Source organism: Paenibacillus andongensis (assembly GCF_025369935.1).
GTDB classification, from domain to species: Bacteria; Bacillota; Bacilli; order Paenibacillales; family NBRC-103111; genus Paenibacillus_E; species Paenibacillus_E andongensis.
Genome location: NZ_CP104467.1, coordinates 2369610 through 2392123 on the forward strand (window position 1 = coordinate 2369610; position 22514 = coordinate 2392123).

General features: G+C 42.8%; 14 protein-coding genes and 1 pseudogene. 13 read left to right on the forward strand and 2 right to left on the reverse strand.

Annotated elements, in window-relative coordinates:
- Positions 1-53 precede the first annotated feature (53 nt).
- A pseudogene (locus tag NYR53_RS10730) lies at positions 54-349 on the forward strand (RNA polymerase subunit sigma-70); the annotation flags it as partial.
- A gap of 171 nt (positions 350-520) precedes the next feature.
- On the opposite strand, the gene NYR53_RS10735 reads toward NYR53_RS10730, so the two are convergent.
- Complete coding sequence (locus NYR53_RS10735) at positions 521-2056, reverse strand: glycoside hydrolase family 43 protein (RefSeq protein ID WP_261306327.1); 1536 nt, start codon at positions 2054-2056, stop codon at positions 521-523.
- A gap of 655 nt (positions 2057-2711) precedes the next feature.
- Here NYR53_RS10735 and xynA point away from each other — a divergent pair.
- The 3 genes from xynA to NYR53_RS10750 all read left to right on the forward strand — a co-directional run bounded on the left by xynA (position 2712) and on the right by NYR53_RS10750 (position 6873).
- Positions 2712-3347: an endo-1,4-beta-xylanase XynA gene (gene xynA, locus NYR53_RS10740; protein ID WP_261305146.1), complete on the forward strand. Its 636-nt coding sequence runs from the start codon at positions 2712-2714 to the stop codon at positions 3345-3347.
- 273 nt (positions 3348-3620) lie between these two features.
- The gene (locus NYR53_RS10745; protein ID WP_261305147.1) at positions 3621-4454 is read left to right on the forward strand and encodes a formylglycine-generating enzyme family protein; all 834 of its coding nucleotides are present in this window, start codon (positions 3621-3623) and stop codon (positions 4452-4454) included.
- A 295-nt stretch (positions 4455-4749) separates the two neighbouring features.
- Positions 4750-6873 (forward strand): bifunctional metallophosphatase/5'-nucleotidase, encoded by a 2124-nt coding sequence (locus tag NYR53_RS10750; RefSeq protein ID WP_261305148.1) that lies wholly within the window; start codon positions 4750-4752, stop codon positions 6871-6873.
- A 194-nt stretch (positions 6874-7067) separates the two neighbouring features.
- Here NYR53_RS10750 and NYR53_RS34430 read toward each other — a convergent pair whose 3' ends face one another.
- Positions 7068-7223, reverse strand: coding sequence for a DUF3973 domain-containing protein (locus NYR53_RS34430; protein WP_367618667.1), 156 nt, complete (start codon positions 7221-7223; stop codon positions 7068-7070).
- Between the two features lie 759 nt (positions 7224-7982).
- Between NYR53_RS34430 and NYR53_RS10755 the strand changes: the two genes are divergently transcribed.
- From NYR53_RS10755 to NYR53_RS10795, 9 genes are all read left to right on the forward strand, one after another.
- Positions 7983-9314, forward strand: coding sequence for an ABC transporter substrate-binding protein (locus tag NYR53_RS10755; RefSeq protein WP_261305149.1), 1332 nt, complete (start codon positions 7983-7985; stop codon positions 9312-9314).
- A 67-nt stretch (positions 9315-9381) separates the two neighbouring features.
- On the forward strand, positions 9382-10320 hold the full coding sequence (locus NYR53_RS10760; RefSeq protein ID WP_261305150.1) for a carbohydrate ABC transporter permease: 939 nt from the start codon (positions 9382-9384) through the stop codon (positions 10318-10320).
- Positions 10317-11135 (forward strand): carbohydrate ABC transporter permease, encoded by an 819-nt coding sequence (locus tag NYR53_RS10765; protein WP_261305151.1) that lies wholly within the window; start codon positions 10317-10319, stop codon positions 11133-11135. Before NYR53_RS10760 ends, NYR53_RS10765 begins: the two co-directional genes overlap by 4 nt.
- A 99-nt stretch (positions 11136-11234) precedes the next feature.
- Complete coding sequence (locus NYR53_RS10770; RefSeq protein ID WP_261305152.1) at positions 11235-12902, forward strand: cache domain-containing sensor histidine kinase; 1668 nt, start codon at positions 11235-11237, stop codon at positions 12900-12902.
- The gene (locus NYR53_RS10775; RefSeq protein WP_261305153.1) at positions 12899-14395 is read left to right on the forward strand and encodes a response regulator; all 1497 of its coding nucleotides are present in this window, start codon (positions 12899-12901) and stop codon (positions 14393-14395) included. Before NYR53_RS10770 ends, NYR53_RS10775 begins: the two co-directional genes overlap by 4 nt.
- 249 nt (positions 14396-14644) lie before the next feature.
- On the forward strand, positions 14645-16447 hold the full coding sequence (locus NYR53_RS10780; RefSeq protein WP_261305154.1) for a sensor histidine kinase: 1803 nt from the start codon (positions 14645-14647) through the stop codon (positions 16445-16447).
- Positions 16444-17508 (forward strand): response regulator transcription factor, encoded by a 1065-nt coding sequence (locus NYR53_RS10785; protein WP_261305155.1) that lies wholly within the window; start codon positions 16444-16446, stop codon positions 17506-17508. The genes NYR53_RS10780 and NYR53_RS10785 overlap by 4 nt, the downstream gene beginning before the upstream one ends.
- Before the next feature lie 6 nt (positions 17509-17514).
- Positions 17515-19221, forward strand: coding sequence for a type 2 periplasmic-binding domain-containing protein (locus tag NYR53_RS10790; protein ID WP_261305156.1), 1707 nt, complete (start codon positions 17515-17517; stop codon positions 19219-19221).
- Between the two features lie 131 nt (positions 19222-19352).
- The gene (locus tag NYR53_RS10795) at positions 19353-22463 is read left to right on the forward strand and encodes an S-layer homology domain-containing protein (RefSeq protein ID WP_261306328.1); all 3111 of its coding nucleotides are present in this window, start codon (positions 19353-19355) and stop codon (positions 22461-22463) included.
- Positions 22464-22514: the final 51 nt, after the last annotated feature.

A 22514-nucleotide genomic window follows, 5' to 3' on the forward strand; every position in this document is an offset into this window, starting at 1 on the left:
CTGATTGATTATGTTAATAATGAGTTTTTAAAATTTAGATTGGCGCATTTGTCCAAGGGACGAAACTCGCAACATTCGCGGCTCGCTGTATTGAGAATGAGATTCTGATGCATCTGCGATCATTGAAAAAGACGCGCAAGGATGTATCCTTGCACGATCCGATTGGGACGGACAAAGAGGGCAACGAGATCACGTTGATCGACATCCTTGGAACGGAAGCCGATGATGTCGTGGATAAGGTGCAGCTGAAGATTGAGGAGTCGAAGATATATAAAATCTAGATATATTAGATGAACGGGAAAAGGAGGTCGTGGTGGGCAGGTTTGGATTGGAGCTTGGCAATTGTGAATGATGTTCAGGGAATTAATAGTAATCCCCCGAACAACATCAGGAACGAATCTTGCTCATGAGTGCTGTAAACAAGAAAGAATTTAGTTTACGTTTATTTATCTCCTTTTCGGTCTAAATCCCTAATAATCCACGTTGGCATCCCAAGTCCCATTCTTGGCCTAAACTATGGTTAATTGGATGTAAACTGCCAGTAATCAATATTAAATAAATAGCCTGTACCTGTTCCGGTAAACACAAAGAAAACTTTGTGGACACCTTTTGCACCGCCGATAGTAGCTGTTAGTTCCCTCCAGTTTTGCCACCCGCCTGTAGAAGGTACAGGTAGTGTTCCGACAAGAGTACCGGTTACACTGTCAAGACGTATTTCAATATTGCCTCCTGTAGTTGCTGATGCTACATTTGCTTTAAACGTTTTGGCTCCGCCGATACCGAAGTCAGCGTTTCCTACAGCTACCCAGTCTCCATTATTTATATATCCTACATCAAGATTATTTACCGGTCCGCCTGCTGCTTGACTTTCCTCAGTTGTGATACCTGCATTCCACCCGATCGTTTCAGCCTCGGTCCTATTATATGGATTCAGATTGGCGATCTGGGCTATGCCTGTCATATCTCCCTGAACCTCTTGTATGGTTCCATCCGCATTATACACAAGCTTATTGATATGCGGAGATCGGTATCCTTTTCCGGCTCCCAATTGAGCCATAGCGACAGTTTGTGCGTGGTACACGACATACCACTGGTTATTAAAGTTAAATACAGCATGGTGGTTGTTTCCGCCGCCTCCGAAAAATGCACCTGGATTTTTCAGGAAATGCCCTGTATAAGTAAAGGGCCCCATAGGACTGCTGCTCACCATGTAGCCGATTTCACCTGCCGGATAAGCGGCCGGGTGTGTACCGGAGAAATTGATGCAATAAGAGTAATAATATTTGCCGTTATACTTATGAATTCCGGAGTCTTCAAACATGTAAGGAGCATCGATGGTTACTGCGCTTCCAACAATACTCGTCATATCTGCGCCCAATTTTAAAACTCTGGCAGTTTTGGGATTTGCAACCGATGCCGGATCCGAAGTATTGGGTATTCCCCCGCCAACATACAAATATCCTTGACCATCGTCATCCATCAATACTGCCGGATCAAAAAGCCATGTAACTCCGGCTATTCCAGGCGTACTGCCTGTAACAAGAGCTTTTCCGAGCGGATCTGTCCATGGTCCTATCGGAGTGTCTGCAGTCAACACACCAATACCCGATGCACCGTTCGCGAAATAAAGGAAGAATTTGTCCTTGCCGTTTATAGTTTTGCGCGCAGCAGCAGGAGCCCATGAGAGTGACGCCCATTTTGCAATGCCCTTGCCGTTATTGACGTTATTGGCTCCCGCTACCGGAATTGAACCGTGATCTGTCCAGTTCACCATATCAGCGGAAGATATGACATTGATTTTATTTAATGCACTAAAATCATTATCTTTAACAGTCCCGTCGCTATTATATACATACGCATCGCTTGACATATAAATGTAAACCCTTCCATTATAGACCAGCGCAAAGGGATCTGCCCCCAATTTATGGTCCATAAGTGGATTTGAATTACCTGGAATTTTTGCAATTGCATTGTTGGCAGCAAATGCAGACGTCATTGGTAAACAACCGATCAGTAAAGAAAAAACTAATATAAGCGCATTTAATTTCTTGATCATCATTTCATTTTCCTCCTTATTTTAAAACGTTACCTGCCGCTTGCACGGGGGTTCACTACAGGATTGGGCGCCATTGCTAATTGACCGTTTGTTAATGGCATCAGAGAAGCATAATTGACATCAGCAGGTACTTCATTGCAAGACCAAAGATTCACTCCTTTCACCATATCTGGTAAAAAGTCGGTAAGCACCTTCATTATAGAGCGCTTTCTTTTTTTGAAAAATAGATTTCCTTAAGAAAAAAGTGCTTATTTTTACGCAAAATATAGTAATGGCGTACAATAGTTGCGAAAGGAGAACGCTTACATTTTGTCGACGATGGTGAGCAAAGTAAAAAGTGCATAGCCGTCCTTTAATGGGGCTGTTTTTTTTGGTTTCCGTATATTTAAAGGTGAATCAAAAAATAGGGGGGAGATTCTTTAATTTGGTAAGTTGTTATGTATGCGCTTACTTTCTATAATGTACTTAAACAAGATAGAAATTGTCTTGTAATTATACAAAAATGTTACGGAAGGTTATTTTCGAGAGAAAATTCCTTCTTGGGGAGGAGGTTACAATCGGACTTCACGGAATATGACACAAGCTAAGATATGTACTGCTTTAGGTAGTATGATGTAGGCAAGTAATGACAAATAAAAATTTTAGGAGGTAATTTATGTTTAAGTTTAATAAGAAAATCTTGACGGTATTTATGGCAGCTTCAATGAGTTTTAGCTTGTTTGCAGCAACCTCAAATGCAGCGACAGACTATTGGCAAAATTGGACCGATGGTGGTGGGACAGTAAATGCTACGAATGGATCTGGCGGGAATTACAGTGTTACATGGACAAATAGCGGGAATTTTGTTGTCGGTAAAGGCTGGACTACCGGATCGCCATCTAGGACAATAAACTACAATGCCGGCGTCTGGGCGCCGTCCGGCAATGGGTATTTGACTCTCTATGGGTGGACGAGAAACTCACTCATAGAATATTATGTCGTTGATAGCTGGGGCACTTATAGACCTACTGGAACGTATAAAGGTACCGTGACCAGTGACGGCGGCACATATGACATATATACGGCTACGCGGACTAACGCACCTTCCATTGACGGCACTGCAACTTTCACCCAGTTCTGGAGTGTCCGACAGTCGAAGAGAGCGACCGGGAGCAACGTCGCTATCACTTTTAGCAACCACGTTAACGCATGGAAGAATGTTGGAATGAATCTGGGGAGTAGTTGGTCTTACCAGGTGTTAGCGACAGAAGGATATCAAAGTAGTGGGAGCTCTAACGTAACGGTGTGGTAACAGATCAACTGCAAGCAGTGATTACCTTTCAGAAGAGTGAAGGGAGCGGCCAGGACAGCCTTCGAGGGAAACCAAATAAAATATATTATGGAGGAAACTGATCGCTAAAAATTGGAGTCCGGCCGACGGCCGTTCCCCTCCAGTTTGATCCGTCAATTCGGATGCGTTGAAGGCCGTTCCCCGTCAGACGAACGGCCTTCGACGTTGCCGGAGGCGAGTTTCAGGCCGTCACGGTCTATACCTTTTCCTATCAGCTTAAAAGGAGATATATCAATGAGAAAGCTATTAATTTTCCTTTTAATAGCAATAATAATTGTTGTCAGCGCATGTTCGCAAGAAAGGCCTGAAAAGAATGATAGCCTTGTATTAGTCAAAGGCGGGACTTTTGTGAGCACAAAGTCCAATTACTATGGAAAAAGTGTAACAATATCGAACTTTTATATCGGCAAATATGAGGTAACTCAAAAAGAGTGGATTGAGGTAATGGGAAGTAATCCCTCAGAATTCAAAGGCGACAATTTGCCTGTAGAAATGGTAAGCTGGTATGACGTTGTTGAGTACTGTAATAAAAGGAGTATAAAAGAGGGCTTAAAACCGTATTACAATATAGACAAAAATAAAAAAGACCCGAATAACAAGAGTGATAACGATAATATAAAATGGACAGTAACGATCAATGAGGGGGCTAATGGTTACCGATTGCCGACAGAAGCGGAGTGGGAATATGCTGCAAGCGGAGGTCAGATAAGCAAGAATTACACATACAGCGGAAACAATAATGCAGATGAAGTAGCATGGTATTGGAGAAACGCTGGAGATAAATACATATCAGGAGAATGGAACTGGCCTATCATAGAAAACAACAAGAATAAAACAAAATCTATCGGTCTCAAGAAACCCAACGAGTTTGGACTTTACGATATGTCAGGTAATGTAAGGGAATGGTGCTGGAACTGGTACGGAGACTTGGGGAGTAATAGCGGTTCTTTCCGGGTTGTGAAGGGCGGCGGTTGGATCGGCGACGTTAGCAACAATGAGTTATCTTTTCGGGGCAAGTTCGAGGCGAATGGCTTTGGCCCCGATCAAGGTTTACGTGTAGTTCGGTAAACGGGAACAAAACATACCAAGCATAATCGAAAGTTACGGCGGCACACCATCAAGCTAAACGTTCGCAAGGCAAATTTATATTGCCTACGAGCGTTTTTTTTAATGCTGCAATTTCACATACGAACGATTCAATGTCACGGTTCCACGATACAGTAGAATCGATGATTATGCAAAACAAGCCATGAGGCTAACATGATCAAATTTTACAATTTCTTCACGATCTGATGATATAGTGAAAATTATTCTATCGTACAATTTCATCAGTTATTCTATAAGATGAAGGAGACGTGAAATCATGAGATATCCGCTGTCTAATGCTAAGAAAGGACTAGTTACGGTACTTACAGGATTACTATCGTTATCTATTCCGGTCACAGTTCTTGCTCATGATGGTGGTTCTGCAGATTCAAGTGCTGTGAAGTCTGAATTTGTAGGACCGACGTTTGAAAAATCTCAGCATGCGTTGTCACAAGTTACTTTTACGATCATTCACGACACACATTTTCACGGAAACTTTGGGAATCCCAAAGAGCCAAATAATATTGCAAACTATTTTGGTATCGCGAACAAAATCAAGGCTGAGAAGCCTAATTCTCTGTTCATTGGTAACGGTGATGATCTTGGCACTTCAGTTTTATCTTCTGCATTTCAGGGACAGCCCATAGTGGACGCATTCAATGCAGGCAAGCTCGATGTTGATACATATGGTAATCACGATTTTGACATGGGACCGGATCAGTTGTCCAAGTTGGTGAAAGCAAGCCAATTTCCTTGGGTCAGCGCTAACGCTGTAGATAAGCGATCGGGTGACGTTTTTGCAAAGGAATCAGGAGCGAAAAGGTTTATTATTAAAGAAGTGAATGGAGTCAAAATTGGAATAACAGGGCTAATTAACGAGGAAGCACCACAAATTACATCTATGGGACCGAACGCTATCGTGTTAAATCCAGTGGAAGCGATGAAAAAGATTATTCCGGAAATGAAGGCAGCAGGTGCTGAGTTTATTATTGTGTCTTCGCATTTAGCCAGTCCGGATGCTCGAGTCGTTGCAGAAAAAGTCGATGGCATAGACTTAATTGTCGGTGACCATGCAGCATTTACATTTGATAGCCCAGAAAAAATTCACAACACACTGCTTTGGTTTATTGGAGACGAGTTTACATATCTTGGTGAGATTAATTTTAACTTTCAAAATGGTAAAATAGCTGATTTTAATTATCACCGATACGCACTAAAAACTGACGTTGCTAAGGAAGGCTACCAGCCGGATCCGAACGTTAAAGCTGTAATGGACAGCTATAACTCAAAGCTAAGCAAAGAGCTTGAAATACAAATCGGTTCAACGCAAACCGAGTTGGATGTCATGAAATCGTCCCAACGTAAAAAGGAAACGGCTATCGGTGACCTGGTAGCTGACGCAATGAAGGATTATACCAAGGCGGATGCAGCAATCATTAATGGTGGAGGCATACGCGCAGAACGCATTTTCCCGGTTGGTCCACTCACCAAGAGAGACATTTTGGATGCTATGCCTTTCACCAACTATGTTGAAAAGCTGGATATTACAGGGGATCAGCTTTACCAAGCGCTTGAAAATGGCGTAAGCCAAATCGAAAGTGGTGCTGGTCGGTTCCCACAGGTAAGCGGTATTCAGTTTCTTTATAACCCTAAACTGACTCCTGGGGCTCGTGTACTTGATGTAAAAGTGAATGGTCAGCCTCTTGATCGTAAGAAGCATTATGCAATTTCCGTCGTTGATTTTGTTGCAGAGGGTGGCGACGGGTACGATGTACTGAAGGGTTCCAAGGTACTGTTAGACAAAAATGCAGGACCTGTGCTATCGAAGGTAGTTGCTGATTTCATCCAACAAAAAGGTACAGTTGCTCCCAAAGTTGAGGGGCGAATTCAGGTTTCTGGGGATACTCCTAAGAACCTTTACTCTGATTTAGACGGGCAGTCATTCGAAGCCGTTCTAGCAGTGATGGATTTGCAAAGTAAGAATATTTTAGGCTTTGCCGACGGCAGCAAGCAGTTCCAACCGGAAAAAGAAATGTTAGTTGGAGAGTTTACTCAAGTAATTGGAAAAGCACTAAATTTGAAGTCTTCAGATCTTAAAGAAGCAGACTTATTGGACGCAAATGCAAAATTAACTCGTGAGCAAATGACTATGCTTCTCTCAAAAACATTAAAAGTAATCAATAAACAACCAATGAACGTAGGATCTTTGAAATCGCTGGATGCATTTGCAGATAAAGAAGCTCTGAGTAATCATACAAAGAACGACTGGGAGGCTGTAGCCTACACCGGGCTTGTACGCGGTAAAGCTGATATAAAAGGAAATGCCTATCTTGCTCCAGGGGATGTTGTTACCCGAGTGCAAACCGCGATTGTCATCGAACGATTGTTACAACTGAAATAATAGAGCTCAAGCCTTGAATATGCTTGGCCGGATTCAAGTAAATACAAAGATGGCAGCGGTAATTAGTCGCTTCCTTTTTAGCTTTGCACCTGTCCATAAACACAATCAATGCTATTATGTATTAGAGCTTTGAACCATTCCATTTATCCAGATGATTGAACTAAAGGGTACACAGTCTCCATAACTAAACAAGCTCACTTTCTTTCAATCTTACAAACTCCTGCATTATAAAGAGTTGAATTAATGTAATGAAACCCTGAACTAAAAATTAATATTTGTTTCGATTTAGAACGCAAGTGGAGTTCTTTACACTGGATGCAATAGTACATTGGATCACCTCGTAATACCATAATTCGTTGTCTATAAATAATTAAGTTGAACCTTCGACGGTGTTTCACAGGCAATCTTTCTCCAATATTGCGGGCGACTTCCGATCAAGGGCAAATCAAGGAACATACACCTGCATGATAAACATAACCTGAAATGCGCTTATATTCTGTAATAAAAAAGTACATCACATAGTCTTCAGTTACAATTCTGCAACATTCACTACAGTAATACGATATTGTATTATTGTCCCCCTTTCAAAGAGCCCGATGCGAGAAATCTCAACAGTTTTTGTGTTCCTGCTGCTGCCGATAATCCGTTTGCGTTAGGACGTACTTTTTGCGAAATAATTTTACGAAAAATATGTACATTCTGATAGCCTACCCGTTTGGTGACGTCGAAACAATGTAGAAACTTAAGGATTCTGGTTTACTTTTTTTGGTAAAAAAAATTACTTGTTTCAACGAACCGAGCTGTATACTTTAATGAAAATTGAATCTAAATAGCTTAAAGGCAGCTGATCAAGATAATCGGCAGCTGGTCAAATCAGAATTTTCATCCCTGCAAGCAATTACAGGGCAACAATTAACGGTTGATGGCGGAATTGGCTTGCGGTAACGTTGTTTATCCTCACATGAAAAATAGCGCTTCCACTGTAGATTTAGTACACTTGTAAGCGCAACCATAATTGATATGATAAGAGTGTGATACAAATACAACCTGTACAGCTGGATGCTGCGCAGTACCATCACGTCAATTATGAAAAGGGAGGGTTCGTAAAAATGAAAAGAACATTTTTAAGTGTCGTGGCCATTATGTTAACGATCTCCATTGTCCTTATGGGCTGTTCCAGCCGACCGAGCTCGGTAACATCAACAGACAACAAAGATGCTGCTGCGACAACGAAACCGACAACAACGACAAGTACGCCAGAGGCTAAACCAAGTGGGGATAAAATAAAACTAACGGTATACAGCACGATATCCGAATTGCCCAATCAAGAAATGATGAAAGGCATTGCTGCTGATTTCACGAAGGAAAATCCGAATGTTGCCGTCGAATTTCAATTCCCTGGTGCTGAATACGAGAACATTCTGAAAGTTAAAATGGCGGCAAATGATTTGCCGGATGTTTTCGATACGCATGGCTGGGCAATCATTCGGTACGGCAAGTATCTGGCCGATTTACGCGATGAGCCTTGGGCTAAAAATATGACCGATACGATTAAACCCGTCGTCACCGATAAGGATGGCAAAGTCGAGGCACTCGTGATGAGTGAAGCGAAAGACGGCATCTCCTACAATGCTGAAATTCTTGACAAGTATGGCCTTAAACCGCCAAAAACGTTTGATGAATTAATGGCAGCTGCGGAGAAGATTAAAACATCGAGCAGCGGAGCGGTTACGCCATTCTTCATGTCGGGTGTGGATAATGGGATGATCGGTGGATTCTCCGATCTCTATGCGACATCGATGTACATCAGTCCTGCAACGAATGATGCGAAGACACTTCTTGACGGTACGTTTGATTGGAATAAGTGGACACCGCTTGCTCAAAAGCTTCAAGATATGAGCAAAAAGGGTTACATCAATAAAGATGTGCTAACCGCTAAATACAGCGACATGCCGCAGTTATTCGCACAAGGGAAGGTTGCCTTTGTATTCGGAGCGCCATCCTTTGCGGATGAGGTTTATAAATACAATAAGAACGCCAAAATTGGTATTTCACCGCTGACATCAATGGTAGATGGTGATAGCCAATCCTTCTCCGGCGGCGAGCGATATACGATGGGCGCTTGGAAAGACGGTAAGCATCTGGCCGAATCCAAGAAGCTTATTGCGTTCTTTGCAAAGCCTGAGAACATGTCCAAAATCGCCAACGCGACTAAATTGCCTGCCGGTCTGAAGAACATTGAATCCAAACATGAATTTTCGGAGTATTACAAACAATTTGAAAGCATTCGCGTATTCCCTTATTTTGACCGGGTGTATCTGCCGAACGGGATGTGGGATGTGATGTGTAAAACCGGTGTTGCCTTACTGGCAGGAACGGTTACTCCACAGCAATTTTCTGACAAAATGAAATCCGAATATTTACGTCTGCGCAATCAGTAGTAGCGGGATAGGGAGGGTGACAACCACCCTCCCTTCTTCCTATTACATGAAGGAGGAAGGTGTTCTTATGGCTGAATCAAGGACCTTGCTTGTACAGGCTAGTCCTCAAAAAAAATCATCAACAACCTTTAATCGCCTAGTGCGCAGCGGAGCTTTATTGAATGTGCTCTATATACCAGCCCTCGTTTTATTTTTCATCTTTATTTTTTATCCTTTTTTTAAAGGGATTAAAATCTCTTTTACGAATTGGGATGGGTACAATCAAAACTACAAATGGATCGGCTTTGACAACTATACCCGGATGTTCACAGATCCTGAAATTATTAAGGTTATCCGCAATACGGCGATATATGGCATTGGGAGTGCAGTTTTTCAAAATGTCATTGGTCTGTTGTACGCCTTATTCTTAAATATGAACATTCGAACCCGAGGGCTCGTCCGGACGGTCATTTATTTGCCGGTTATCATTAGCTCCTTGATCATGGGATATATTTGGTACTTTTTTTTCCAATATCAAGGCGGGGCTATCAATGACATCATTCTTTTGTTTCATGATCAGCCTTCCAATTTATTGGGGGATCCGAATCTCAATGTTTGGATTATTACCTTCGTCAATACGTATCAGTATTTGGGTATCGCGATGGTCCTCTATTTAGCAGGCCTGCAGTCGATCCCTAGAGATTATTATGAGGCAGCGACCATTGATGGAGCGGGAGCCTTTCAGCGGTTCATGCATGTGACATGGCCCCTCATTGCGCCTGCATTTACGGTCAGCATGGTACTGAATCTCATTGGCGGTCTTAAATTGTTCGACGTTATTGTTGCGCTGACTAATAGTGGTCCTGGTTATGCCTCCGCCTCACTTTCTTCTATTATGTATTTGCTCTATTTTGGACGCGAAGATGCCGGATATGCGGCAACGATCGGCATTTTGATGTTTATTATGATCTCCATCGTGAGCATTTCAGCGTTACTATTTCTTAGAAAGAGGGAGGTTAACGCATGAAGAAGAAAGGTAAGCGTTGGTTAACGGTCGTCTCCCTTATCATTTGTTTGGCGCATATTTTACCCTTCTACATTTTGATAACCACCTCCCTCAAAGCGTTCGATGATTTAAGTTCCAAATGGATGATGCCGGGGTATCTGTATATAGATAATTTCAGAGATGCCTGGAAGGAAGCTCATCTTGGAGATGCTTTTCGAAGCAACATGATCGTGACCGTCATTTCGGTCATTCTGATCGTCATGATCGGCTCCATAGCAGCCTATCCGCTTGCCCGCCGCCAAACGACGTGGAACAAATTTATTTATGCGGTTTTCGTGTCTGCCTTAATCGTTCCCCCATTGACTATTTTGGTTCCCTTGTATAAATTTATGGTAGATATTGGCGGTATGAATCAATACTGGGGAATTATTTTATTGTTCATCACCTTTAATCTGCCGATGACTATTTTCTTGTACACCGGCTTCATCAGCACGATTCCTCGGGACCTAGATGAAGCGGCCATGATCGATGGGGCGGGGCGGTTCCAGTTATTTTTCACCGTTATTTTACCACTGCTCAAACCTGTGACGGCAACCGTTATTATTTTGTCCGGCGTTGCTGTTTGGAACGATTATCAGTTTTCCATCTTTTTCCTGCAAAAGCCAGAAATGAGAACCATTACGGTAGCGCTTTCAACATTCTTTGGTCAATATACCAGTAATGTCGGTTGGGTAGCTGCTGGATCCTTTATGGGGGCGATTCCCATGACGATTGTGTATTTATTTCTGCAGCGCTACTTTGTTTCAGGACTTGCTTCCGGAGCGATTAAAGGCTAGCTGTGGATAACTTTAGGAGGGGGTACAATCAGACAATCGATTCGGTTTAGATTATCTCTTCTTTTTTTCATAACCATTGTCATTCCGATTGTTGGTATTGTGATTAAACTGCCTTCTTACTATCTCAATTTAATCAAAGAACAGGAGTCCTCTCTGCTCGAGGGGACTTTAACGGCATTGACATTCGATATTCAGACGTATTTAGACGATCTGGAGCGAATGACGGTGACGCCTTATTTAAACAATGAAGTCATGCGAGCTTTGAAATTAAAGTCCACTTTTCAGTGGCAGCTTTTAACCCCTTACGAGCAATATGAAGCGGAAGAAATGCTGAATAAAACGCTCCCCAACTATTTGAAAAACATGCGGAAAGACATACTAGGAACCATTCTTCTGCCGATGGATGGTACTGTTTATATTACACCTCCGGGCAGCTACTCGGATCAAATCGTGAAAGGCTTTCCGTTTGCTCAGCAGGATTGGTATATGAAGGCGCTGAAGGCAGATGGGAACGTAGCGTTTACAGGTGTGCACAAGCAAAATTATTTAACTGCGGGAGCGGAGGTTTTTTCCGTTGCCCGCCTTATTAAGGACCCTGATTCCAGTCGTCCGTTAGGTATTATTATGGCGGATGCCGACACGGTGCTTTTGGATCAAATGATGAAGGGCATCCGATTAAGCAAGGGATCGATCGTGGTCATCCTCGACGACAATAACCAGTTGATTTATGCCAATCAAGCCATTTCCCAGGATATGGTGAGCCAGGTCGCCTTGGGTAATCGGAAGGTCATGGACGTGAAAGAACCCTATTCGGTCGTCCGTGAAACGATTAGTCGATCCAAGTGGGTAATCGCTATTCTTTCACCGGAAGCCTACATCCAATCGCATTTGCAGCGGGTATATTGGTTGGGATTTGCTTTTGCTTCCAGTGGACTGCTTATTGCATTATTCTTGTACTTTACGGTATCCCACTGGATCGTGACTCCTTTTAAGCAAATGATTCTGGTCATGAAGCGCGTTCAGCGCGGAGATATGAATACCCTCTATCGAGTCAGAGGAAACGATGAAATTTCTCAGTTAGGCATGAATTTGAATACGATGATATCTAAGCTCGGAGAGCTTATTGATCGTGAATATAAGGCCGTTCTCGGCCAGCGGAATGCGGAATATCGGGCGTTGCAATCACAAATTCAACCACACTTTCTGTACAATACCTTAAATGGTTTCATTGGACTGAATCGGACGGGACAAACCATGCAGCTGGAGCGGGCTATTCTTTCGCTAAGCGGAATGCTGCGTTACACCTTAGAACATAATGATTGGGCTCAATTACAGGAGGAAATTGATTTTATCAACAAGTATTGCGGGCTGCAGCAGGTTCGTTTTGCCGATAAAATTCAAGTGCACATTTCCTGTGACCCGGATGCGCTTTCCATATTAATTCCTAAGCTGCTGCTGCAACCGATGATCGAAAATGCCATCATTCATGGTATAGAGCCAAGTGATCATATCTGTGAACTAAGGATGGATATTCAAATTCAGACATTATTAGAGAAGGGTGAAGAGGAAGAGGTAATAATGATCCGCATTACAGATAACGGAGTGGGCTTTGATTCAAGTATTGCTCAAGAAGGTTTAGGTATTCGCAATGTTAGAGAGCGCTTACAACTTTCTTTTGCCGGCGCTTCCATGATCTTACAAAGTAAAAGGGATGGGGGGACAAGCGTTCAGATTCTCATTCCGCTAAAGGATGTGAAACGAGGATGAAGTTAATTATAGCAGATGACGAAAACCTTATTCGGGCAAGCATTCGAAGTATGATACAGGATGTGGAATCCTCTTGGCACCTCGTGGGTGAAGCTTCTAACGGCGAAGAACTGTTGGATTTGGTCAAAGAGCATAAGCCGAATGTAGCAATTATTGACATCCGTATGCCCCGTATGAGTGGACTTGAGGCGATGCGTCTGGGCAAAGCCATTTCCCCATGTACGAAGTGGATCAATTTAAGCGGATACTCCGACTTTGCTTATGCGCAGGAGGCGCTAAAATTAGGTGCATCTGATTATTTATTGAAGCCCGTTAACCCAGTCGATTTAGAGAGAGCGCTAACGAATACGGCTAAGCACAATAAGGAATTTATCCGAATGCATAATCAACAATTTGAAAATAGCTTGTTTGCCCTTTGTAACGGACTCACAACGTTGAAGTTTGAAGAACTTGACAGTGTTTACGTTCAAGGATGGTTTATTGGCGCTATCTGCTTGTTCGACTCCATCCATACGGGCAAATTGCTTTCGGATCTAACGAGTCAATTCTACGATGATCTTCGTGGACGATTGAATCGTCATCTTGTTTATGGCATGAATTTCGCTATGGTATCACTGCCTGACGGTGATCTAGCTGTTATCGGTTCTTGGGACCCTTTGAAAGGGGCTCAATCTGGGGAAGAGGTGCATCGTTTTTTTGATTTACTAGAGGGTATTACGGAGAGTTATCGAAATGACGGATTGGCTATAACGATTCTCCAGTCAGGCGAATGTCACGGTTTCGATCAGTTGAATGCACAGCTTGGGCAGCTCGGGCAATGGAACAGTCTCCGTGCGGTATGCGGCATAGGACGACGAATTGGGTATTCGGAATTGGCGGAAGAGGCTAGCGTGCCGGAGAAATTGAAAATGAGCCATCTCTTTTGCTCGATCAAGCAGCATCTTCACTTCAAGGCCTATTTGCATTACCAAACAGCTGTTGGGGACATGGAGGGACTGCTGCTCAATGATAAACTGCTGACAGCGGATAAAACACGGCTTGCTGTTCATCTTTTTATGCTTCATGCACTTGGCATCAACATGGCAGAATCCTCAGATGACATCGAAGTGATTAGAGAACTGCGGCAACTGGGAGAAAGCAAGCTGCTTGAAATAAGACCGCGAGAGCCCGTTACAGCTGATTTAATCGAGCATGTGATTCAATATATGGAAAAACATTATATGGATGACGTTGGTATTGGTCAAATTGCTCATCAACTAAACGTATCAGCGAACTACTTAAGTATGCTGTTCCACAAAAAAACGGGGACCCCGTTTGTAAAGTATTTAACCAATATCCGAATGCTTAAAGCGAAGGAACTGCTCCTTAACACGAATTTGCAGGTAAAACAAATAGCCGAAAAAGTCGGCTATTACAGCACTAGGCATTTTACAAAATTATTCGTGGAAAATTGCTCCAGCTATCCGTCTGACTACCGCAAGAGTCAAGTCTAATCAAATGATTTTCAAAAATATGGAATTGTGATGACCTATTCGGGTATCCGTTTGTTTCATCATTAAATTATCAAAGCAGTAATGAGCTTAACGGATACGATAGTGGAGGAGCTTGCCGCGAGGCAGCTCCTTTTTTCGTTGAGGTAAGAGGCGCTTTCATTAACATGTAATTTACAATGAGATAATTTTGTCCTAATGAAGATCAATTATTATTGAAGTTATTAGTTTTTTGAGGTGAATTCATCCATCATGATGTGGTTGTGGGAAAAAATAGTGCTCGTAATCGGAAGAAGCTTTAAGATCAAGCTCATAATCAGCCTATCCATTATTATTTTGATAGCATTTGGCGCGGCTGGATATTTCACATACCACTATAACCTTGATTTATTTGAAAAAGAAATTAGCAAGCAGTTTTCCCAAACCAATGAAGAAGCTTTGGCCAAATTAGATCTTAAACTGCAGGAAATGCAACGTATATCACAGTCAATCGTTTTTAATCCTCAAATTGAAAATAAGATCAGTGAAATCAATTCAGCTGGAAACTATGATACGTTTCGCTCCTACTACGAAAAAAAACAAATAAAAGAAATAATCAATCAAATCAAATTGGATGCGCCGTACATTACGGGATTGTATATGTTTGATTTAAAGGGGAACCCGTCTTATTTTCGTTTTAATACGCCGTCGATTAACGAGCTGGATGCTACCTTTTATCAAGCTATTCTTCCTAAGATCAATCAATCCTACGGGGATTTGGTATGGTTAAGATTTCCTTTGCCGAGTTCGGTAGAGCCTAACGGGGTTAGGCCATCGATTGTTTCCGCCAGGTGGATGAAAGACAGCTCTTTGCATACTTATGGCATGCTGATCATCCTACTAGATGAAACTTTTTTTTCCAGCAGCCTTGAAGGGTTAACGAAAGACGACTTGGGAAAGGTTTATTTGTTTAATCAGTCGAACGATTTATTATATAGCAATGTGGCTTTGAAGTCGGAAGAAGAGCTCAATCAGTTGAAAGCCTTGAATCATGCTCAAATCAAGGACCAGTATTTATTTGTTCAAAGCAACTCGAAGGCGTTTAAGTTTTCACTTGTCAGCGGCACTTCCCTGGTGGCGATCCGGTCAAAAAACGAGACGATTTTACAAATAATTTTGTACACTGGTGTCATCAGTGTGATTGTGATAAGCCTTCTGATTATGCTGGCAAGTAAAAAACTGCTTCGGCCGCTTGAAGATTTAGTAAACGGCCTTCAAAAAGTGCGCTCCGGCAATTTCGATACCCGCATTAAGATCAGATCCAGAGATGAACTGGCCTACATCGGAGAAAGCTTTAATGAGATGACAGAAAAAGTTGAGCGTTTAATTAATGAAGTCTATCTCACACAATTGAGTGAAAAGAAGGCGGAACTAAAAGCGCTGCAGGCTCAGTTGAATCCACACTTCCTCCATAATATTTTAAATGAAATTTATTGGAAGCTTTATATGCAAAATGACAAAGATACAGCTTCTCTTGTTACAGCCGTATCAGAGATGCTCAAATACTCGTTAATGCCGATAGACATCCCATCGACATTCAGGGATGAAATTGGCCAGGTCCGTAACTATGTCAAAATACAAACGGAGCTGTTTGAAACCGAATTAGAAACAGTTTTCGAGGTGGAAGAGGAGGCGCAAGAAAGCGAAATATTACGTTCTTTGCTCCAGCCTCTTGTAGAAAATGTGTTTGTACATGCTTTCCGCAACCGATTATTACATAAGAAATTGATAATTAAAGCCATTCGAAATGATGATCTGTTGGAAATCGAAATAGCGGATAATGGGTGCGGGATCCATGAGGAGCGTATATCGAAGATTGTTGGCGTGGATGGCATGTCTCCGCTGCATCGGAATGATGGTCGAGACAGTCTTGGGGTAAATAGTGTGATAAGAAGGATTAAACTGATGTATGGCGCACCTTATAGGCTAGAAATTAACAGTGTACTGCATGGTGGAACAAAGATGCGTCTCATTTTACCATTCAGAAACGTTGAAAAGAAAGGGTTTAAAGTATGATAATCAGTAAAGTAATAATCGTGGAGGATCAGCCTCATTTTCGTAAAGGTCTGGTTACAATGATTGAGCTCAATCAACCTGAATGGATCGTTGTAGGCGAAGCAAGCAACGGAGAAGATGCGTTACCGATGCTGGATCGATTCAAACCGGATGTGGTGCTTACGGATATTAACATGCCGATCATGAACGGTATTGATTTCATCTCGCTTTTACGGAATAAATATCCAGATCTTATCGTTATTATTTTGACCGGTTATAGAAATTTTGAACATGCACAAGCGGCAGTAAAGCTCGGCGTTTTTGATTTTTTAACAAAGCCGTGTTCGGAACAAGATGTTCGTCATGTGCTTCATAAAGCCTTTCTGAAGCTAAATGAGCGCCATTCGAAGCAAGAGCAGCAATCAGAGCTTAGCTTAGAGGAAAAGCGAATTTCGGATTTGGAGGCGCAGTTCATTTCCGCCATATTAACTGGAGAAGCCAGTATTTTACAGCAGGTATTGGATCAATTTATAGCCTATCTTAAGCCTTTACCTTATTACAAATTAAAATTGGAAGCTTTGTCATTGGCCGTTGCCTTACAAAGAACTGCACAGAACTATTTGGATATCGAAGAGAGCGGTCTGTATAACAAAACTTCAATGGATATGACCGATTTAACTTCCGATAAAATTTTTGTGTGGACAAAGGTGCTTAGTGACAGCTTCATGAGTTGCTTCCAAAGATGGCAGTTATCGAAAAGTAAAAATACAATTGATAAAGCTGTAAAATATATCGAAGAACATTATGAACAGGATTGCAGCTTGACGGATGTGGCCTCTTACGTTCAAATGAATCCAAGCTACCTTAGCGTTTTATTTAAGAAGGCAACTGGAGAGAGATTTAAAAACTACTTAAACCGCATGCGTATGGATAAGGCGGCGCTGCTGCTGCGCAATTCCGACATGAAAATATCAGAAATTGCCAGCGCTACCGGTTTCGACGAACCGAATTATTTCACCAATGTTTTCCGGCAGCAGTACCAAATGTCACCGAAGGAATTCCGCAATTCGATATCCATGTAAGCGTGTATGGATACGTATAGCCATCATTTTGATGAAAAAGAGGATCAGAAAACGATTATGCTGAATAAGAAGCTGTGGATTGGAGTTACGTTAGGGTTTATTATTGCTGCGGCTGTTGTGCTAGTTAATTACACACTTTTTAATGATAATGTAAGTGATTCAGGCAACCATACAGCCAAAAATGAGATTACGGTTTCTGTTTATGACCGGGGTATGATTCCGGTTTCTGAGGGATCTTACGCAGAAAATCGATGGACCGATTGGATCGATCGTAATGGACCGGTACACGTAAAGTTCGTTCCCATCCAGCGAAGTGAATCGAGGCAAATCCTGATGAAATTGATTGCTTCCGGTTCAGCTCCAGACATCATTAACGAATACAATACAACTACTCGTAACAACTTGTATGAACAAAACCAATTGTTGCCTTTAGACAATGTTTTGAAGTTTATGCCGGAATACGAGAAATTAATCACGCAATATCCGCAGTTAAAGAAAGCTGGCACCAAATCGGATGGCAAGCTGTATGAAATTGGGAAGCTGAATGAAGCTAATCCCTTACATGCTTTTTTTATTCGGACGGATTGGTTGAAAAAGCTAAACTTAGAAGTGCCTAAAACGCAAGAGGAATTTTTTAGGGTGGCTAAGGCTTTCACCGAACTGGATCCGGACGGTGATGGAATGGATGATACGTATGGGACAAACCTTAGTTATTATTCAGAGACTGCTCTGAACGAAATGTTTGGTGATTCATCATCAAGCACTCAATTTTCTTGGGGGATTAAGGATGGTAACATAGTACGTCAGTGGGAAAACGAACTGGCTTCTCTTACATTTAAGAAGCGTTTATATGATCATCACATCATTGATAAAGATTATATGCACGATAGCAGCGGATCTAAAGCTAAGCAGGATTTTCTTAAGGGAAAGATCGGGATTTATATTAATCCAAGCGTCAATTGGACCGAGTTTACCATATCAGACCTTGCTATTCTTAAGAAAAATGTACCGGGAGCAGAAATTGCACCGATGGCTTATCCTAAAACAAGCATGGGAGCGTTCACAGGCGCAATTAATAATCCGATTCAAATGACAACCGTAATCAATGTCCATACGAAATCCCCTGAAGCTGACGCGCGATATATCGACTTCATGATGAAGCCGGAAACATCGGTAAAATTTGCTGGAGATGAAGGGGTTCATTGGCAAAAAAACGCGTATGGCTGTCCGAGCGTATTGGATACGTATAAAGAAAAAAATGAGGTCAGCTATAACGCGGATTATCGGATGTTTGTTACTAAAATTAATAAAAAGTGCGAATATATTACCAACAAATTGAACTCGGAAGTTCCTGAACAAAAGAAAGCTCTGGATATATATAAAAACGCCCAAAACATGTATCTGGATCCAAGCAAGCAGTATCCCGGCTTGACGGTGGGAGAATATATGCCTGTGTTTCCGAACAGTTTGAATATGATCCAAATGGCATTGCTCGAGGAAATATCGGATCTCTATGTCAAAGCGATTATCAGCGGCAGTCATTACAGCCCGGAGCAAGCTATAGCAGACGCACAGGCTGTTTGGAATAAAGCAAACGGGAAGCAGCTTGAAGATTATATGAATCAATGGTATGCAGAAAATAAAGACCAAGTCTTTCTTGTCAAAGATATTTGGGAGATCGTGAAGCGTCAAATGGCGGAAATGCAATCATGAGGTTTACAAAATGTTTAAATTAGCCCAAATAATTTATAGGTCTATCTATAAATTATTAAGGGCTCTTTTTTTTTGGATAATTATAATAGGTTTGAACATAGAAAAACTACAGGAGTGGATACGATTTGAAGATCAAAGTAGGAAGAAAACATTTATCAGTTGCATTATCGCTGCCATTACTTCTTAGTTCCTTGGGCGGAAGTTTTGCGAATGCGGCAGCAATTCCATCAACAGTGACTCCGGCTTCACCGCCATCTTGGGGATACTTTGTAGATAATTACAAAACCAATACGTCGTCTAATACGACGGTACCCAACGCAGCCATTGGAACGCTATCCGAGTTTCTGAAGCTTTGGACACCTGGTGACAAAGTTACGGATGCTGTGTATTACTGGAAAAACGGAACCAAGCTGAACCCGGCTGTGCTGGATGCTAACATGCAGTATGTGGCCAATATCGCAGCTACCCGCACGGCTGATCAAGCAACAGCGGCCTATTTGGATGATCGAAGAAACCAAACTTATTCAGTCACGGAAGGTCTTGGATCACTCACCGACGTGTATCGGAACATTACGAATACGTACACATCGATTAATGGCGTTGCGGCTGATGCCACAACGAAAAAATACGACGACGGCAACGGTTCCAATGCCGCTGGCGACGAGAATTCCGAACTTGGCAAGATGGTCACTCTGATCGGAACGCTGCGTGGCACCTATGCATCAGGCAATCCATCCAAAAATTTCTACCAGTATCCTCGCCCGTGGCGTCAGCTTGGCGAGCAGGTCATTGTCCCTACCCTGGTTCCTGCAAAAAGCAGCACTCCGGCCTCGGACGGCGGCTTCCCGAGCGGTCATACCAATGCTTCGTATCTCGCCGCTTTGTCGTTGGCCTATGCTGTGCCTGAAAGGTTTCAGGAACTGTTGACCCGTGCCTCGGAGCTTGGAAACAACCGGATTATAAGCGGTATGCACTCCCCTCTTGATGTCATGGGAGGACGTGTCTTGGCAACGTCCCTGGCGGCTGCTACCTTGGCTGATCCGGCTAATCAAGCCATCAAGCAGGCTGCTTATGACAATGCCCATGCGAATTTGTTGACGCAAACCGGTACAGCGGTAGATCGGTTCAGCGACCACTCAAAGAATAAAACGGATTATACTGAACGTTTGACATATGGATTTAGCCAGATAAATCCGACGACTAACCCAATGGTGGTTCCTAAGGGAGCGGAAGTCCTGCTGGAAACACGCCTGCCTTACCTTGATAACACGCAACGTCGCTGGGTTTTGGCTACTACTGGTCTTCCATCAGGCTATCCTTTGCTTGATGATGCTGAGGGATGGGGACGGCTTAATCTCTTTGCCGCTGCAGATGGTTATGGTGCTTTTGTCAATGACGTTACAGTGACAATGGATACTAACAAAGGCGGTTTCCATGCGTTGGATCGCTGGCGTAACGATATCTCCGGTACAGGAAAGCTGACAAAAGAAGGAACGGGTACTTTAAAGCTGCAGGGCAACAATACTTATTCCGGAGGTACACAGATCAACAAAGGAACACTTGAGGGTGATTCGAAGACGGCTTTCGGAAGCGGCGATGTTACGAACAACGGAGGAACCGTCGTTGAAAATGTTTACGGGAAGATGACTATCGGCGGAACATACACACAATCTGACAATGGTACTTTTGAGCTCAACCTTAACGGTAAAGATGATCTACTCGAAATTAAGGGTGCTTTAAATGCAAATGGGAAATTACGTCTGAATTTTACGGGTAATTATGTTCCTAACGGCGTCGTCACTATCATAACCCATGGTAAGGATCAACGGTATGGACAATTCTCATCGGTTGAGACCGCGGGTTTGCCTAGCGAGTATAAAGTTAAGGTTATCTATAATTCCGATAGTATCCAGTTAGCAGTCACCCATGACGCAACAACCCCAAGCTCGGGTACGCCTCAAACATCAGGTGGAGCGACAGGCGAAAAGGGAGCAGGATCCAATCCTGAAACGAAACACGAAATGTCCCCGTCGGGTCAAAATGTGGATCATGTTGTAGTTGAAAGCGACTGGTTAAGCAAGGCTATAAGCGCACTGAATGGAAAAGATGCAAGCAAGCAAAGCATCACGATAGCAGTTACCGGCAATGGCGATGTCGCCAAAGTCGACTTGCCTATGAGCGTTCTTGCCGATTCGAAACAAACCATTCCTCAATCGGTCATTTCAATTCAAAAAGACGACGGTACAGCTTATCATTTACCGACATCGGTCATCGATACGGCGAAGGTGGCACAAACGCTAGGGACTGACGCTAAAAACGTGCAAATCAGCGTGACCATACAGAAGGTGACAGGAACTGTTGCCGAACAAATTTCGCAAAAAGCGATACATAATGGCGTTTCCCTCCTTGGCGGATCTAAAGCGCAAGTTTTCGAATTTAGTATAACGGCGAGTTCAGGCGGCAAGACAGTGGAAATCAACAATTTTGGAAATACGTACGTAACTCGCAATCTTATCATTAATCAGTCGACAGATCCAAGCACTGCGACAGCCATTTTGTATAACCCGGCAACCGGGGAAATGACCTTTGTCCCTGCAGTCTTCCAAATCGTAGGAGGCAAAACTCAAGTCATGATTAAGAACCGCAGCAACAGCATCTATACTGTTGTTCAGTCGAGCAAATCCTTTGACGATCTGAAAAGCCATTGGTCCAAAGCGGATGTGGGTCTGATGGCCTCCAAACTCTTGGTTAAAGGGCGGACGGATTCTCAGTTTGCTCCTGACGAAACGATCAAACGCGCCGAATTCACTTCGTTGCTGGTACGTGCTTTGGGGCTTAACGGTAATGCAACGGCGGCTTTTACGGATGTTAACGGCAAGGATTGGTTTGCAGGTAGCGTAGGTGAGGCGGCAAAAGCCGGTTTGATCAGCGGATTTGAGGACGGCTCCTTCCATCCGAATGCTAACATCAGCCGCGAGCAAATGGCTATAATGCTATCCAAGGCGATGGATTTGGCAGGAAAAAGCTACAGCGTAAACGGGAAACAAACAGAGCTGCTCGGTAAATTCACCGACAGTAGCAGCATCAGCAGCTGGGCCCAAACAGCGGTTGCACAAGTGACGGGAGCTGGTCTAGTTGAGGGTCAAACGGACAACACATTCGTAGCCGAAGCCAATGCAACTCGTGCAGAAGCTGTAGTGATGTTAAAAAGATTTTTGCAGTATGCCGGATTTATTAACTAAGAATAATGATAAAGGAGTTAAGCACATACAAGCTGCTTAGCTCCTTTGTAC